The sequence below is a fragment of the Streptomyces mutomycini genome (genome assembly GCF_001700505.1).
Classification (GTDB): Bacteria; Actinomycetota; Actinomycetes; order Streptomycetales; family Streptomycetaceae; genus Streptomyces; species Streptomyces mutomycini.
Genome location: NZ_MAPV01000193.1, coordinates 269 through 15,669, shown reverse-complemented (window position 1 = coordinate 15,669; position 15,401 = coordinate 269). Strand labels below are relative to the sequence as shown.

The 15,401-nt window shown below is 71.0% G+C and carries 9 protein-coding genes and 1 pseudogene; 7 read left to right on the top strand and 3 right to left on the bottom strand.

What is annotated here, in order from left to right:
* Positions 1 to 35 precede the first annotated feature (35 nt).
* Positions 36 to 1,265 carry an ADP-ribosylglycohydrolase family protein gene (locus tag BFF76_RS25030; RefSeq protein ID WP_053930148.1) on the bottom strand — a complete coding sequence of 410 codons (1,230 nt, stop codon included), beginning with the start codon at positions 1,263 to 1,265 and terminating at the stop codon, positions 36 to 38.
* A gap of 224 nt (positions 1,266 to 1,489) precedes the next feature.
* Between BFF76_RS25030 and BFF76_RS25025 the strand changes: the two genes are divergently transcribed.
* The 3 genes from BFF76_RS25025 (at position 1,490) to BFF76_RS25015 (ending at position 8,661) form a co-directional block, all read left to right on the top strand.
* The gene (locus tag BFF76_RS25025; protein ID WP_031094359.1) at positions 1,490 to 2,221 is read left to right on the top strand and encodes a VIT1/CCC1 transporter family protein; all 732 of its coding nucleotides are present in this window, start codon (positions 1,490 to 1,492) and stop codon (positions 2,219 to 2,221) included.
* A 427-nt stretch (positions 2,222 to 2,648) separates the two neighbouring features.
* Positions 2,649 to 7,208: a glutamate synthase large subunit gene (gene gltB / locus BFF76_RS25020; RefSeq protein WP_031094360.1), complete on the top strand. Its 4,560-nt coding sequence runs from the start codon at positions 2,649 to 2,651 to the stop codon at positions 7,206 to 7,208.
* Positions 7,201 to 8,661, top strand: coding sequence for a glutamate synthase subunit beta (locus BFF76_RS25015; RefSeq protein WP_053930150.1), 1,461 nt, complete (start codon positions 7,201 to 7,203; stop codon positions 8,659 to 8,661). The genes gltB and BFF76_RS25015 overlap by 8 nt, the downstream gene beginning before the upstream one ends.
* Positions 8,662 to 8,792: 131 nt before the next feature.
* On the opposite strand, the gene BFF76_RS25010 is transcribed toward BFF76_RS25015, so the two are convergent.
* Together BFF76_RS25010 and BFF76_RS25005 are read right to left on the bottom strand one after the other, a co-directional pair.
* Positions 8,793 to 10,079 carry an ArsB/NhaD family transporter gene (locus BFF76_RS25010; protein ID WP_079122482.1) on the bottom strand — a complete coding sequence of 429 codons (1,287 nt, stop codon included), beginning with the start codon at positions 10,077 to 10,079 and terminating at the stop codon, positions 8,793 to 8,795.
* A 52-nt stretch (positions 10,080 to 10,131) separates the two neighbouring features.
* Positions 10,132 to 11,043 (bottom strand): rhomboid family intramembrane serine protease, encoded by a 912-nt coding sequence (locus BFF76_RS25005; RefSeq protein ID WP_031094368.1) that lies wholly within the window; start codon positions 11,041 to 11,043, stop codon positions 10,132 to 10,134.
* A 177-nt stretch (positions 11,044 to 11,220) separates the two neighbouring features.
* On the opposite strand from BFF76_RS25005, the pseudogene BFF76_RS25000 reads away from it, so the two are divergent.
* The 4 genes and pseudogenes from BFF76_RS25000 (at position 11,221) to BFF76_RS24985 (ending at position 15,337) form a co-directional block, all read left to right on the top strand.
* Positions 11,221 to 11,947, top strand: a pseudogene (locus tag BFF76_RS25000) (vWA domain-containing protein).
* Positions 11,948 to 12,047: 100 nt separating this feature from the next.
* On the top strand, positions 12,048 to 12,569 hold the full coding sequence (locus tag BFF76_RS24995; protein ID WP_031094371.1) for a pyridoxamine 5'-phosphate oxidase family protein: 522 nt from the start codon (positions 12,048 to 12,050) through the stop codon (positions 12,567 to 12,569).
* 705 nt (positions 12,570 to 13,274) lie between these two features.
* A complete protein-coding gene (locus BFF76_RS24990) occupies positions 13,275 to 13,478 on the top strand; it encodes a cold-shock protein (RefSeq protein ID WP_015607926.1) in 204 nt (67 codons plus the stop codon).
* A gap of 197 nt (positions 13,479 to 13,675) precedes the next feature.
* The gene (locus BFF76_RS24985; RefSeq protein ID WP_053930151.1) at positions 13,676 to 15,337 is read left to right on the top strand and encodes a DEAD/DEAH box helicase; all 1,662 of its coding nucleotides are present in this window, start codon (positions 13,676 to 13,678) and stop codon (positions 15,335 to 15,337) included.
* Positions 15,338 to 15,401 lie beyond the last annotated feature (64 nt).

Here is a 15,401-nt window from a genome sequence, read left to right as displayed (position 1 = left end):
GGTGGGAGCGCCCCCCGGGGCGCGGCGGGCGGCGGTCACCGCGCGTCCTGCCGGGTGCCGGCGGCCGGAGCGGCCGGACCCGTGCGCCCGGGGGTGTTCGGCGAGCCGGGGAACCGTGCGCCGCCGGGCGCTCCCTGCCGCGGGGAGACGGGCGCGGCGACGGGCTCCACGTGCGGCGCGACGGGTTCCACGTGCGGCGCGGCGGGCTCCTCCGCCGGGGCGGGCTCCCCGTGCGTGGTGGCCCGCCCCTCCGGCGGATCCTCCCCGTCGTCCGGGGTCAGCAGCTCCGCGATGTCCAGGACGTGGTACCCCCGCATCGACGGCAGACAGCTGCCCCGCACCGGCCCGATCGCCGCCGCCCAGTCACGGGGGATGGCCGACGCCCCGTGCAGGGCGCCAGCCAGCGCACCCGCCACGGCGGCCGTCGTATCGGCGTCCCGGCCCATGTTCACGGCCGTGAGCACCGCCGTACGGAAGTCCCCCCGAGCAGCGGTGAAGGCGCCGAAGGCCAGGCCCACCGCCTCCGGTGCCAGATCCGTCCACGGGTAGCCGCCGATCACCACCGCGGAACGCACCGCGCGTTCCCCGGCCAGCCGGTCGGGGTAGGAGCGCTGCGCGGCCGAGACCGCGCGGCGCAGCGAGCGGGCCGTCCAGGAGTCCATCGGCACGACCGAGAGCGCGGCGGCGATCACGGAGGCGAGCCCCGCTCCGACCATCGCGGCGGCCACCCCCGCCGCGACCGCCTGTCCGCCGTAGATGCCCTCCCCGTCGTGACTGACCCGCCCGTCCACCGCCACCAGCCGGGCGGCCTCGGCCGGCCGGCCCGCCGCGAAGACCCCGAACGGCGCCGCCCGCATCGCGAGACCGTCGCTCCACGCGTGCCGGTGCTGGGCCGAGATCGGGGCGGCGAGACCGCGCCGCAGATTCTCCAGCGTGCCGCGCTCGCTGAATCCGGCGCCCCTGAACGGGCCCTCGTCCAGGTCGGCGATCCAGTGGTGCCAGGCCCGTTCGACGTGCTGGACGGTGAGCGCCGAGCCGTGCCTGGCCAGCAGGAGCCCGGAGAAGATCGCGTACTCGGTGTCATCGGTCCCGGCCGGGTCGTCGCTGACGAACCCCTCGATGCGGCCCCAGCGGCGGCGGATCTCGGAGGGGCGCATGTTCTCCGCCGGGGCGCCGAGCGCGTCCCCCACCGCGAGCCCCAGCAGGGCCCCCCGGGCCCGGTCGGCCGTGCCGCCCGCCGCCGGACCGTCCGCCATGAGCGCCATCGTGAAGACCCTTCCCTCGCACCCGGAACGACCGGATACGCGAGGTTTCCCCGATCAAGCCGAAGAGAGGCGCATATTTCGTACAAATCGTCCGCCCGAGTGACGCCCTCGCAGCAGGTAAGTTCGGCCTTCCTTGCTGGCGGGAGGCGTTTTTCGTGCGTACTTTCGACGGTGCGGAGCGGGAGCACGACATTCGGGGACCGCTCCGGGATAAGGGGATAGCTGTGTCCATCATCGAGACCGACGCCGTACTGCACGAGGCCCACCGGGACAACCACACCCACCGTGACGTCAACGGCGGCTGGCTGCGGCCCGCGGTGTTCGGCGCCATGGACGGTCTCGTCTCCAACCTCGCCCTGATGACGGGCGTCGCCGGAGGAGCGGTCTCCCAGCAGACCATCGTCATCACGGGACTCGCCGGGCTCGCCGCCGGCGCGTTCTCCATGGCCGCGGGGGAGTACACCTCCGTCGCCTCGCAGCGCGAGCTCGTCGAGGCGGAGCTCGCCGTCGAGAGGCGTGAGCTGCGCAAACACCCCAAGGACGAGATGCGCGAGCTGGCCGCGCTCTATGTGTCCCGCGGCGTCGAGCCCGCGCTCGCCCAGGAGGTCGCGCGACAGCTGTCCCGGGACCCGGAGCAGGCGCTCGAGATACACGCCCGCGAGGAACTCGGCATCGACCCGGGCGACCTGCCCTCGCCGCTCGTCGCCGCGCTGTCCTCCTTCGGCGCCTTCGCGCTGGGCGCCCTGCTCCCCGTGCTTCCCTACCTGCTCGGCGCCGACCGGATGTGGCCCGCCGTGCTCCTCGCCCTCGCCGGCCTGTTCGGCTGCGGCGCGGTCGTGGCCAGGGTGACCGCGCGCACCTGGTGGTTCAGCGGACTGCGCCAGCTCGTGCTCGGCGGAGCCGCCGCGGCACTCACCTACGGACTGGGCACGCTGTTCGGAGTGGCCACCGGCTGACGCCTCCCGGGGAGCTCCGGCCCGGGGCGAGGTCGCCCGGACGGTCCCCCGGTGTGTCCCGCAGGTGTGACGTACGTCTTGACGCACGTCACTGGGCGGATGGGGCAGGGCCGCCGTAAAATGAGACGCTATGCAGCGCTACACATAAGTAGCCGTTACTCGGCGGTTTCGATTCCATGACCGCCGGGCAAGAGCCGTAGACACTCGCGGGCAACGACGCCCGCTCTCTGCGGTCTCCCCCGGACAGTGATCCACAACGATCCGTCCGATCGTGACCCACCCGCACCACGACTCCGTGGTGTCCGCATGTTGGAACAGCCTTTCCGCTTTTTGAGAAGCGTTCCATCATGTAACCTGCACGAAATTTCGCAGAGGGCCAGCGTCGTCCCTCGGCACAGCACATGCCACGACGACGACGGGAGAGCCGATGCGCATCCACGCCTGGTCGCCCATGGACGGTCGCCCCGCCCAGCAGGGGATGTACGACCCCCGTAACGAGCACGACGCCTGTGGCGTCGGGTTCGTGGCCACTCTGACCGGTGTGGCCAGCCATGAGCTGGTCGAGCAGGCGCTGACGGTACTGCGCAACCTCGAACACCGCGGCGCCACAGGATCCGAGCCCGACTCGGGTGACGGCGCCGGCATTCTCCTTCAGGTCCCGGACGCCTTCCTCCGCGAAGAGGCCGGATTCGAGCTCCCCGAGGCCGGCTCCTACGCCGTCGGCATCGCCTTCCTTCCCGCGGACGACTGCACGGACTCCGTGAAGCAGATCGAGAAGATCGCCGCCGAAGAGGGCCTCGACGTCCTCGGCTGGCGCCGGGTCCCGGTCACGCCGGACATCCTCGGCAACGGCGCCCGCGCCGTCATGCCCGAGTTCCGCCAGATCGTCGTCGCCGACGGCACGAGCACCGGCATCGCGCTGGACCGCAAGGCGTTCGTCCTGCGCAAGCGCGCCGAGCGCGAGGCCGGGGTGTACTTCCCCTCGCTCTCCGCACGCACGATCGTCTACAAGGGCATGCTCACCACCGGGCAGCTGGAGCCGTTCTTCCCGGACCTCTCCGACCGCCGCTTCGCCACCACGGTCGCGCTGGTCCACTCCCGCTTCTCCACCAACACCTTCCCCAGCTGGCCGCTCGCCCACCCGTACCGCTTCGTCGCCCACAACGGCGAGATCAACACGGTCAAGGGCAACCGCAACTGGATGAAGGCCCGCGAGTCCCAGCTCGCCTCCAGCCTCTTCGGAGAAGCGCAGCTCGACCGCATCTTCCCCGTCTGCACCCCGGACGCCTCCGACTCGGCCTCCTTCGACGAGGTCCTGGAGCTGCTCCACCTCGGCGGCCGCTCGCTGCCGCACTCGGTGCTGATGATGGTCCCCGAGGCATGGGAGAACCACGCCTCCATGGACCCGGCCCGCCGCGCCTTCTACCAGTACCACTCCACGATGATGGAGCCCTGGGACGGCCCGGCCTGCGTCACCTTCACCGACGGCACCCAGGTCGGCGCGGTCCTCGACCGCAACGGTCTGCGCCCCGGCCGCTACTGGGTCACCGACGACGGCCTCGTCGTCCTCTCCTCCGAGGTCGGCGTCCTGGACATCGACCCCGCCAAGGTCGTCCGCAAGGGCCGCCTCCAGCCCGGCAAGATGTTCCTCGTCGACACCGCCGAGCACCGCATCATCGAGGACGACGAGATCAAGGCGTCCCTGGCCGCCGAGAACCCGTACGAGGAGTGGCTGGAGACCGGCGAGATCGAGCTCGAGGACCTCCCCGAGCGCGAGCACATCGTCCACACCCACGCCTCGGTCACCCGCCGCCAGCAGACCTTCGGCTACACCGAGGAAGAGCTCCGCGTCCTCCTCGCCCCGATGGCCCGCACCGCCGGCGAACCCCTCGGCTCCATGGGCACCGACTCGCCGATCGCCGCGCTCTCCGAGCGCCCCCGGCTGCTCTTCGACTACTTCACCCAGCTGTTCGCCCAGGTCACCAACCCGCCGCTGGACGCCATCCGCGAGGAGCTCGTCACCTCGCTGCGCTCCACGCTCGGCCCCCAGGGAAACATCCTGGAGCCGACCGCCGCCGCGTGCCGCGCGGTCACGCTGCCCTTCCCGGTGATCGACAACGACGAGCTGGCCAAGCTCATCCACATCAACGCCGACGGCGACATGCCGGGCATGAAGGCCGCGACCCTCTCCGGCCTCTACCGCGTCAGCGGCGGCGGCGACGCCCTCGCCGCCCGCATCGAGCAGGTCACCTCCGAGGTCGACGCCGCCATAGAGGACGGCGCCCGCCTCATCGTCCTGTCCGACCGGCACTCCGACGCCGAGCACGCGCCGATCCCCTCGCTGCTGCTCACCTCGGCCGTCCACCACCACCTCATCCGCACCAAGCAGCGCACCCAGGTGGGCCTGCTGGTCGAGGCCGGCGACGTCCGCGAGGTCCACCACGTCGCGCTGCTCATCGGTTACGGCGCCGCCGCCGTCAACCCGTACCTCGCGATGGAGTCCGTCGAGGACCTCGTCCGCGCCGGCACGTTCATCGACGGCATCGAGCCCGAGCTGGCCATCCGCAACCTGATCTACGCCCTCGGCAAGGGCGTCCTGAAGGTCATGTCCAAGATGGGCATCTCGACCGTCGCCTCCTACCGCGGCGCCCAGGTCTTCGAGGCCGTCGGCCTCGACGAGGCCTTCGTCGCCCAGTACTTCAACGGCACCGCCACCAAGATCGGCGGCGCCGGACTCGACGTCGTCGCCAAGGAGGTCGCCGCCCGGCACACCAAGGCGTACCCGGCCTCCGGCATCGCCGCGTCGCACCGTGCGCTGGAGATCGGCGGCGAGTACCAGTGGCGCCGTGAGGGCGAGCCGCACCTCTTCGACCCCGAGACGGTCTTCCGCCTCCAGCACGCCACCCGCAACCGCCGGTACGACATCTTCAAGCAGTACACCGGCCGGGTCAACGAGCAGTCCGAGCGCCTCATGACGCTCCGCGGACTGTTCGGCTTCAAGGGCGGCCGCGAGCCGATCTCCCTCGACGAGGTCGAGTCCGCCGCCGACATCGTCAAGCGCTTCTCCACCGGCGCCATGTCGTACGGCTCCATCTCCCAGGAGGCGCACGAGACCCTCGCCGTCGCCATGAACCAGCTGGGCGGCAAGTCCAACACCGGCGAGGGCGGCGAGGACTCCGAGCGTCTCTACGACCCGGCACGCCGCTCGTCCATCAAGCAGGTCGCCTCCGGCCGCTTCGGTGTGACCAGCGAGTACCTGGTCAACGCGGACGACATCCAGATCAAGATGGCGCAGGGAGCCAAGCCCGGCGAGGGCGGCCAGCTGCCCGGCCACAAGGTCTACCCGTGGGTCGCCAAGACCCGGCACTCCACCCCGGGCGTCGGCCTGATCTCACCCCCGCCGCACCACGACATCTACTCCATCGAGGACCTGGCTCAGCTGATCCACGACCTCAAGAACGCCAACCCGGCGGCCCGCATCCACGTGAAACTGGTCTCCGAGGTCGGCGTCGGCACGGTCGCGGCCGGAGTCTCCAAGGCCCACGCGGACGTCGTCCTCATCTCCGGCCACGACGGCGGCACGGGCGCCTCCCCGCTCACCTCGCTCAAGCACGCGGGCGGCCCCTGGGAGCTCGGCCTCGCCGAGACCCAGCAGACCCTGCTGCTCAACGGCCTGCGCGACCGCATCGTCGTCCAGACCGACGGCCAGCTCAAGACCGGCCGCGACGTCGTCATCGCCGCACTGCTGGGCGCCGAGGAGTTCGGTTTCGCGACCGCGCCGCTCGTCGTCTCCGGCTGCGTCATGATGCGCGTCTGCCACCTCGACACCTGCCCGGTCGGCATCGCCACCCAGAACCCGGTCCTGCGCGACCGCTTCTCCGGCAAGGCCGAATACATCGTCAACTTCTTCGAGTTCATCGCCGAAGAGGTCCGCGAGATCCTCGCCGAGCTGGGCTTCCGCACGATCGAGGAGGCCGTCGGCCACGCCGAACTCCTCGACACCGAGCGGGCCGTCACCCACTGGAAGGCCCAGGGCCTCGACCTCGAGCCCCTCTTCTACGTGCCCGAGCTGCCCGAGGGCGCCGTACGCCACCGCGTCAACGAGCAGGACCACGGGCTGACCAAGGCACTCGACAACGAGCTGATCAAGCTCGCCGCCGACGCCCTCGGCGCCGACAGCGCCGAAGCAGCCCAGCCCGTCCGCGCGCAGATCGCGATCCGCAACATCAACCGGACCGTCGGCACCATGCTCGGCCACGAGGTGACCCGGAAGTTCGGCGGCGCGGGCCTGCCCGACGACACCATCGACATCACCTTCACCGGGTCCGCGGGCCAGTCCTTCGGCGCCTTCGTACCGCGCGGTGTGACGCTGCGACTGGAGGGCGACGCCAACGACTACGTCGGCAAGGGCCTCTCCGGCGGCCGCGTCATCGTCCGCCCCGACCGCGGCGCCGACCACCTCGCCGAGTACTCCACCATCGCCGGCAACACCATCGGCTACGGTGCGACCGGCGGCGAGCTGTTCCTCCGCGGCCGGACCGGCGAGCGCTTCTGCGTCCGCAACTCCGGTGCCACGGTCGTCTCGGAAGGCGTGGGCGACCACGGCTGCGAGTACATGACCGGCGGCCACGCGGTCGTACTCGGCGAGACCGGACGCAACTTCGCCGCAGGCATGTCCGGCGGTGTCGCGTACGTCATCGACCTCGACCTCGACAACGTCAACACCGGCAACCTCGGCGCCGTCGAAACACTCGACGACACCGACAAGCAGTGGCTGCACGACGTCGTGCGCCGCCACCAGGAGGAGACCGGCTCCACGGTCGCCGAGAAGCTGCTGGCCGACTGGGACTCCACGGCCGCCCGCTTCAGCAAGATCATCCCGTCCACCTACAAGGCAGTGCTCGCCGCCAAGGACGCCGCTGAGCTCGCCGGTCTCTCCGAGCAGGAGACCACCGAGAAGATGATGGAGGCGGCGACCAATGGCTGACCCCAAGGGCTTCCTGACCACCGGACGCGAGGTCGCCAAGACCCGCCCCGTCGGCGAGCGTGTCAAGGACTGGAACGAGGTCTACGTTCCGGGATCGCTGCTCCCGATCATCAGCAAGCAGGCCGGCCGCTGCATGGACTGCGGCATCCCGTTCTGCCACAACGGCTGCCCGCTCGGAAACCTCATCCCCGAGTGGAACGACTACGCCTACCGCGAGGACTGGTCGGCGGCGTCCGAGCGCCTGCATGCCACCAACAACTTCCCGGAGTTCACGGGCCGCCTCTGCCCCGCTCCGTGCGAGTCGGCGTGCGTCCTCGGCATCAACCAGCCCGCCGTCACCATCAAGAACGTCGAAGTCAGCATCATCGACAAGGCGTGGGACAGCGGCGACGTCACCCCGCAGCCGCCCGAGCGCCTCTCCGGCAAGACCGTCGCCGTCATCGGCTCGGGCCCGGCGGGTCTCGCCGCCGCCCAGCAGCTGACCCGCGCCGGCCACACCGTCGCCGTCTTCGAGCGCGCGGACCGCATCGGAGGGCTCCTCCGCTACGGCATCCCCGAGTTCAAGATGGAGAAGTCGCACATCAACCGCCGCATCGAGCAGATGCGCGCGGAAGGCACCAAGTTCCGCACGGAGGTGGAGATCGGCAAGGACATCGACGCCGCGAAGCTCCGCCGCCGCTACGACGCGGTCGTCATCGCCGCCGGTGCCACCGTCTCCCGCGACCTGCCCGTCCCGGGCCGCGAGCTGAACGGCGTGCACTTCGCGATGGAGTACCTCCCGCTCGCCAACAAGGTGCAGGAGGGCGACCTGACGGTCTCCCCGATCACCGCCGAGGGCAAGCACGTCGTCGTCATCGGCGGCGGTGACACCGGCGCCGACTGCGTCGGCACCGCCCACCGCCAGGGCGCCGCCTCCGTCACCCAGCTGGAGATCATGCCGCAGCCGGGCGAGGAGCGTAACGCCAACCAGCCCTGGCCGACCTTCCCCATGCTCTACAAGGTCACCTCCGCGCACGAGGAGGGCGGCGAGCGGATCTACTCCGTCTCCACCACCCACTTCGAGGGCGACGAGGACGGCAACGTCCAGTCCCTGCACCTCATCGAGGTGGAGTTCAAGGACGGCAAGCTGGAGCAGAAGGCCGGCACCGAGCGCGTCATCCCCGCCCAGCTCGTCACCCTGGCCATGGGCTTCACCGGCACCGACCAGGCCAACGGCCTCGTCCAGCAGTTCGGCCTCGACCTCGACGAGCGCGGCAACGTCGCGCGCGACGAGAACTACGCGACCAACGTCGACGGCGTCTACGTCGCCGGTGACGCGGGCCGCGGCCAGTCCCTCATCGTCTGGGCCATCGCCGAGGGCCGCTCCGCGGCACGCGGCGTGGACCGCTTCCTGACCGGGACCAGCGCACTGCACGCCCCGATCCGCCCGACGGACCGTTCCCTGATGGTCTGATCACGGCACACAGACGTCCCGTACAACGGCGTACGGAACTGAACGCGGCGCCCGCCCCGTCCCCGACCGGACATGGCGGGCGCCGCGGCGCGTCCGGGACCTTCCGGCGTCCGGGACCCCGCGGGCCGGACTCAGCCCACCAGGGCCAGCGCGGACACGGCGGCCAGGGTGCCCGTGACCGACAGCACCAGACCGGTACCCACGAACCGGCGCAGGCCGATCCGCGTCCCGTGCCAGCTGCACCGCTCGAACCACAACAGCGTCGCCAGGGACGCCCACGGGGTGACGAGCGGGCCCGCGTTCACCCCGATCAGCAGCGCCAGCAACTGCTCGTGGTTCCCCACCGGGATGACCGCCTCGGCCGCCAGGTACGCCGGCAGGTTGTTCACGACGTTCGACAGCCCCGCCCCCACGGCCGCCGTCCGCAGCATTCCGAGGAAGCCGTCGTCCGAGCCGAGCAGGGACTCCAGAGCCGTGTGCAGCCCGTGCGCACCGACGGTCTCCACCACCAGGAACATCCCCGGGACCAGCACCAGCAGCCGCCACGGCACCAGCGACAGCCGCAGTTCCTCCCCGCGCCGCACGGCGAACGCCACCACGACGACCACCATCGCGGTCAGCGACGCCGACCAGAGCGGCACGTCCGCGACCAGGATCGCCAGCAGGAAGCCCGCACAGGCCACCGAGCAGATCCGCAGCAGCACGGGATCCGTGGCGACCGTCGGGCCCGGCGGGGTGTAACGGTCCGCGCCACGACGGCCACGCCGCCAGTAGAAGACCCACAGGCACACCGCGGTCACAGCGATCGCCGCGAGCTGGGGCAGCCACATCACCGCGGCGAGACCTGACGACGAGAGCGCCACCCGGTCCGCCGCCAGCAGATTCGTCAGATTCGATACCGGCAGCAGCAGACTCGCGGTGTTGGCGAGCCACACCGTCGTCATCGCCAGCGGCACCGCCGCGATCCCCACCCGGGAGGCGAGCGCCAGCATGACCGGCGTGAGAAGCACAGCCGTGGTGTCCAGATTCAGTGTGACCGTGGTGAGCGAGGCGAACAGCACACACAGCCCGAAGAGCAGCGGATAGCGACCCCGCCCCGCCCGCGCCACCCAGCCCGACACCACGTCGAAGACCTGGGCGCGGCCCGTGAGCTCCGCCATCACGATCACCGTGCCCAGGAACACCACCAGCGGCCCGGTGCGCCGCATCTCCTCCGCGGCCGCGTCCGCGGGCAGCAGCCCGGTGACCACCGCGAGCAGCCCCAGGGCCAGCAGACCGACCGCGAGCCAGTCGAGCGGATGCAGCCGCCGGACACTTTGTCGCGGGGCCTCACCGGACCCTTCGACGGACCCCGCTCCGTACCCGGAGCCCCCGAGGTCCGCGGTCTCCGGGGTCCCCGCCGGGGAATCTCTCACCATGGGACGATGATCCCAGACGGTGGACCCGGTCCATGCGCGGGCGAGCCCGCCGTCAGGCCCCGGTCAGAGCGGCCGTCCGCAACGCGACCACCGCGGCCAGCACCACCACCAGCACCACACCGCCCGCCAACTGCGTCGCGGACGTCCGCAGTCTCGCCGGCGCGTACGCCAGACCATAGGTCACCAGACCACCGGTCAGGAGGCCACCGAGGTGCCCCTCCCACGAGGTGAACGCGGCGGAGATCACCATCCACAGCAGGAACCCCGCCATGAAACGGTTGACCGCCCGCATGTCCCGGCCCAGGCGCCGGCTGATGACGTAGAAGGAAGCCGCCAGACCGAAGATCGCGCCCGAGGCACCGACCGCCGTCGTCTCCGGCGAGACCAGGTAGACCAGCACCGAACCGCCCACCGCGGACAGCAGATACAGCGCCAGATACCGGGCCCGGCCGAGCTGCCCCTCCACGACCCGGCCCAGATTCCACAGCGCGAGCATGTTGAACAGCAGGTGCATCACACCGAACGAGGCATCCGGCGGAAGATGCAGGAAAGCACCCGTCAGCAGCCGGTACCACTCCCCGTCGGCCACCCCCGTCAGCTCCAGACCGGGATAGGTCTCGCCCTTGTAGTAGTACTGCCCGCCCGACGGATCGACCAGCACCGCCCCGAGCATCCCGAACCGGTCCACCGTCGCGGACCTGAACACCTCGACCACGTACGCGACGATGTTCAGCGCCATCAGCACATACGTCACGACCGGCGCCGTGGCACCCGTCACCGCACCACCGAACAGCGAACGGGCCTGACGGACCGAGCGCTGCCCCTCCTTCACGCACTCCACGCAGTGGTGCCCGACCGACGCCTCTCGCATGCAGTCGGGGCAGATGTACCTGTCGCAGCGCGTGCAGCGCACATACGCCTCGTACGACGGGTGGCGATAACACGTGGTGGCGGCGGCCTCCATGGCCGGCTCCTTCATTCGTGGGCGGGGGTCCTCGACGGGCAGGAGGACCGCCTGAGCGGCGGCGCTCAAGATAGCGAACGCGGGGGAGGAGCGGGACACCTGGGTGCGCCGGCGTTGCCATACCCTCTGAACTCCCGTAGCCGCCGCGGCAAGAGCCCCGCCCGATCGGAGACCCACATGACCGGCACGCCCACCACCGCAGGTCCGGCCATCAGCCTGCGCAAGGTACGGGAACAGGCACCGGCGATCGCCGGGCACTACGAGAGCGCCCGGGTCTCCCTGGAGAAGAACGGGATGAGCGGCGGACGGGCCGCGGTCTACCTGGTGCTCGACTACTCCGGTTCGATGAGGGAGTACTACAAGGACGGCAGCGTCCAGGACCTCGCCGACCGGGTCCTCGGGCTCTCGGCCCATCTGGACGACGACGGACGGGTGCCCGTCGTCTTCTTCTCCACGGACATCGACGCCGTCACCGACATCACCCTCGGCAACCACCACGGCCGCATCGACACGATCGTGGCCGGCCTCGGACACATGGGGAAGACCAGCTACCACCTGGCCATGGACGCGGTCATCGACCACTACCTCGACAGCGGCTCGACCGCGCCCGCCCTCGTCGTCTTCCAGACGGACGGAGGCCCGATCAGCAAGCACGCGGCGGAACGCTACCTCTGCAAGGCGGCGAAGCTGCCCCTGTTCTGGCAGTTCATCGGCTTCGGCAACAAGCGGAGCTCACAATTCGACTTCCTGCGCCGGCTCGACGAACTCGCCCCTCGACAACGCGGGTTTCTTCCACGCCGGACCCGACCCCCGCACCCTCCCGGACTCCGAGCTGTACGACCGGCTGGTAGCCGAATTCCCGCACTGGCTGGCGGCTGCCCGCGCCAAGGACGTCGTCGGCTGAGCCACGCTCGCCCGGGGCACGCGGCAAGCGCGACACGGCTGCGTCCGATCCGGTGACTCGTCACCCATCACGACAGAGGATGTCCTGATTACGCGGTTCGATGGCGCCCATGACATCGAGCGTGACACCGAGTTCATGGCAGGACTTCCGCGCGGCCGAACCCGCCTTCGCCGACACCGTGCAGAAGCGCTTCCAGCAGTACAAGCACCACGTCCTCGCCACACTGCGCGCGGACGGGTCGCCCCGGGTGACGGGCCTGGAGACCGAGTTCCGGATGGACGCGCTGTGGTTCGGCATGATGCCGAACTCCCGCAAGGCACTCGATCTGCGGCGCGACCCGCGATTCGCCGTCCAGGCCAACCCGGGGCCGGACGCGGAGATGGCCGACGGGGACATCCGTATCTCCGGGCGGGCGGTGGAGGTCACCGACGCGGCCGTGCTGGCCCGCTTCGTGGAGGAGGTCACCCCGCCGCAGCCGTTCCTCCTCTTCCGCGCCGACCCCGCCGAGGTGGTCCGCACCGGACTCGACGGTGACGACCTCGTCGTACAGGTCTGGCGCCCCGGCCACCCTCTGCGCACCCTGCGCAGAGGTGCCGACGACAGTCCTGTCCGCGAGTCGTGACGCCCTGACCTGCGGCCACGCGGTGCGCCGGGTGCCGTGTGGCCGGGCGGGAGCAACGAGCCCGGCGGGAGTCACGAGTCCGGCGGGAGCAACGAGCCCGGCGGGAGTCACGACCCCGAGGAGCTCGCGCATCAGTACCTCGCGCTCCTCCTGGACGGCCTCACTCCACGTACCTGACATCGGCACCGGGGCGGCACCCGGCCGTCCCGGCTTTCCCCTGGCACCCGATCGGCGCAACCCCCGGCCACCGATCCGGCTGCCGTCCGCACACGGGCCGGATGCGTGCCGCTACGGCGATCAGGTGATTCCGCTCTCCCCCGCAGGGGTGTCCTGCCCCTGCCGGACCGCTCGCACCGCTCGTCGGAGTCCGCGCTTCCCCGGTCCCCAGAGGGCGCGCAGCCCTTGGGGGAACAGAGCACGAAGCATCCGGGAACGATTCCGGAACCCGCCGTGAACACCCCCCGCTGCCGCGCCGGTCAGCGGATTCTCCGGCGCGCCGGAGCGGAGTGATCTGCCGCTCGCCGACAGAACGTGCTACGGTTGCCGAGTTGCAGTTTTGGTACCCATGAACTTTATGTGCGCCTGACGGGAACCCTCCTCAGGCGCTTTATTGTTTTCCGGCTTTCTCCGGATGGGGCTCAATGCGGCGACTTGGAATTCGTAAAGTGCGGATTTCCGGCACTGCACCTCTTTTAGGAGAATGACATGGCTACTGGAACCGTGAAGTGGTTCAACTCGGAAAAGGGCTTCGGCTTCATCGAGCAGGACGGCGGCGGCGCCGACGTCTTCGCCCACTACTCGAACATCGCCACCCAGGGCTTCCGTGAGCTCCAGGAGGGCCAGAAGGTCTCCTTCGACGTCACGCAGGGCCAGAAGGGCCCGCAGGCGGAGAACATCGTCCCGGCCTAATTGCCGGACGCGTACCTCGCAACCGGGGCCCGCACCGTGAAGGTGCGGGCCCCGGTTTGTGCTGTTTCCGACTCGACCAGCCCCGGTCCGGCTCCGCCACCGGGACACCTGCTCTGTGCATGCATCCTGGGGCGCACACCAAGCAGTCCGCAGCAGTCGGCAGTAATCCCAGGAATCCCCCAGGAGGGCAATTCCGTATGACCCGCTTCGAACGCCAGGACCGACCGACCCGCAGCCGCCCGATAAAGGGGCGCGGCACGGACCGGGCACAGACGAACCCCCGAGGATCCGGCAAGGCACCGGCCCGCCGCAGGACCGCGCCCGCCCAGGGCGGCGAGTTCGCCCTGCCGGAGACCCTGACCCCCGCGCTGCCCGCCGTCGACGCGTTCGCCGACCTGGACATGCCCGCCGCGCTGCTGAAGACCCTCGCCGCGCAGGACGTGACCGAACCCTTCCCCATCCAGGGCGCCACACTGCCGAACTCGCTGGCCGGCCGGGACATCCTCGGCCGTGGCCGCACCGGCTCGGGCAAGACCCTGGCCTTCGGCCTCGCGCTGCTCGCCCGCACCGCCGGACGCCGCTCCGAGCCCACCGCCCCGCTGGCACTCGTCCTCGTCCCCACCCGCGAGCTCGCCCAGCAGGTCACAGACGCCCTCACCCCGTACGCCACCTCCGTGAACCTCCGCGTCGCCACCGTCGTCGGCGGCATGTCGATCAGCAGGCAGTCGGGAGCACTCCGCCGGGGCGCCGAAGTCCTCGTCGCCACGCCGGGCCGGCTCAAGGACCTCATCGAGCGGGGCGACTGCCGGCTCGACCAGGTGTCGATCACCGTCCTCGACGAGGCCGACCAGATGGCCGACATGGGCTTCATGCCGCAGGTCGTCGCGCTGCTCAAGCAGGTCGAGCCGGACGGGCAGCGGATGCTCTTCTCCGCGACCCTCGACAAGAACATCGACCGGCTGGTCAAGATGTTCCTCACCGACCCCGTCGTCCACTCGGTCGACCCGTCGGCCGGTGCCGTCACCACCATGGAGCACCACGTGCTGCACGTGGCGGACGAGACGGACAAGAAGGCCGTCGCCACCCGGATCGCCGCCCGCGAAGGCCGGGTGATCATGTTCGTGGACACCAAGCGCGCCGCCGACCGCTTCGCCAAGCGGCTCCTCGCCAGCGGCGTACGGGCCGCGGCCCTGCACGGCGGCCGCTCCCAGCCGCAGCGCAACCGGACGCTCGACCAGTTCAAGAACGGTCAGGTCACCGCCCTCGTCGCGACGAACGTGGCGGCCCGCGGCATCCACATCGACGACCTGGACCTGGTCGTCAACGTGGACCCGCCGACCGACCACAAGGACTACCTCCACCGCGGCGGGCGCACCGCACGCGCCGGGGAGTCCGGCAGCGTCGTCACGCTCGTGCTGCCCGAGGAGAAGCGCGAAATGACCCGGCTGATGCAGGACGCGGGCATCGCGCCGCGCACCACCCGCATCAAGTCCAGCGACGAGGAGCTCAGCCGCATCACGGGTGCCCGTGAGCCGTCCGGCGTCGCGATCGTCATCGAGGTACCGCAGCCGACACAGCCCAAGCCGCGCACGCGCGGCGGGAGCCAGGGCTCCGGCGCGGCGGCCGGCGGGTCCTTCCGCTCGGGCAGCCGTGGCCGCGGCCGGCGCGGTGGAACGGGCGCAGGCCAGGGCGCCGCCCAGGGCGGCACCGGGGGCGCGGCCCGCGGTGGTGCGGGCGGCGGTGGCACGCGTGGCGGTGCGGCCGGCGGTGCCGGCGGTTCCACCCGTGGTGCCGGGGCCGGCCGGACCGGCGGCACGGGACGCGGCAGCGCGCCCGGCCGAGGCCGTCGGGCAGCGTGACCCCCGGGGTGGGGTGGACCGGCCCCGCCGGTCACCCCACCCCGCGCCCGTCCTCACGGCCGGG

What these genes read in the sequence shown, in the direction of transcription:
- BFF76_RS24985 (WP_053930151.1), top strand. Translation starts at nt 13,676, where the DNA reads ATGACCCGCTTCGAACGCCAGGACCGACCGACCCGCAGCCGCCCGATA.
- BFF76_RS25005 (WP_031094368.1), bottom strand. Translation starts at nt 11,043, where the DNA reads ATGGAGGCCGCCGCCACCACGTGTTATCGCCACCCGTCGTACGAGGCG.
- BFF76_RS24995 (WP_031094371.1), top strand. Translation starts at nt 12,048, where the DNA reads ATGGCGCCCATGACATCGAGCGTGACACCGAGTTCATGGCAGGACTTC.
- BFF76_RS25030 (WP_053930148.1), bottom strand. Translation starts at nt 1,265, where the DNA reads ATGGCGCTCATGGCGGACGGTCCGGCGGCGGGCGGCACGGCCGACCGG.
- gltB (WP_031094360.1), top strand. Translation starts at nt 2,649, where the DNA reads ATGCGCATCCACGCCTGGTCGCCCATGGACGGTCGCCCCGCCCAGCAG.
- BFF76_RS24990 (WP_015607926.1), top strand. Translation starts at nt 13,275, where the DNA reads ATGGCTACTGGAACCGTGAAGTGGTTCAACTCGGAAAAGGGCTTCGGC.
- BFF76_RS25015 (WP_053930150.1), top strand. Translation starts at nt 7,201, where the DNA reads ATGGCTGACCCCAAGGGCTTCCTGACCACCGGACGCGAGGTCGCCAAG.
- BFF76_RS25010 (WP_079122482.1), bottom strand. Translation starts at nt 10,079, where the DNA reads ATGGTGAGAGATTCCCCGGCGGGGACCCCGGAGACCGCGGACCTCGGG.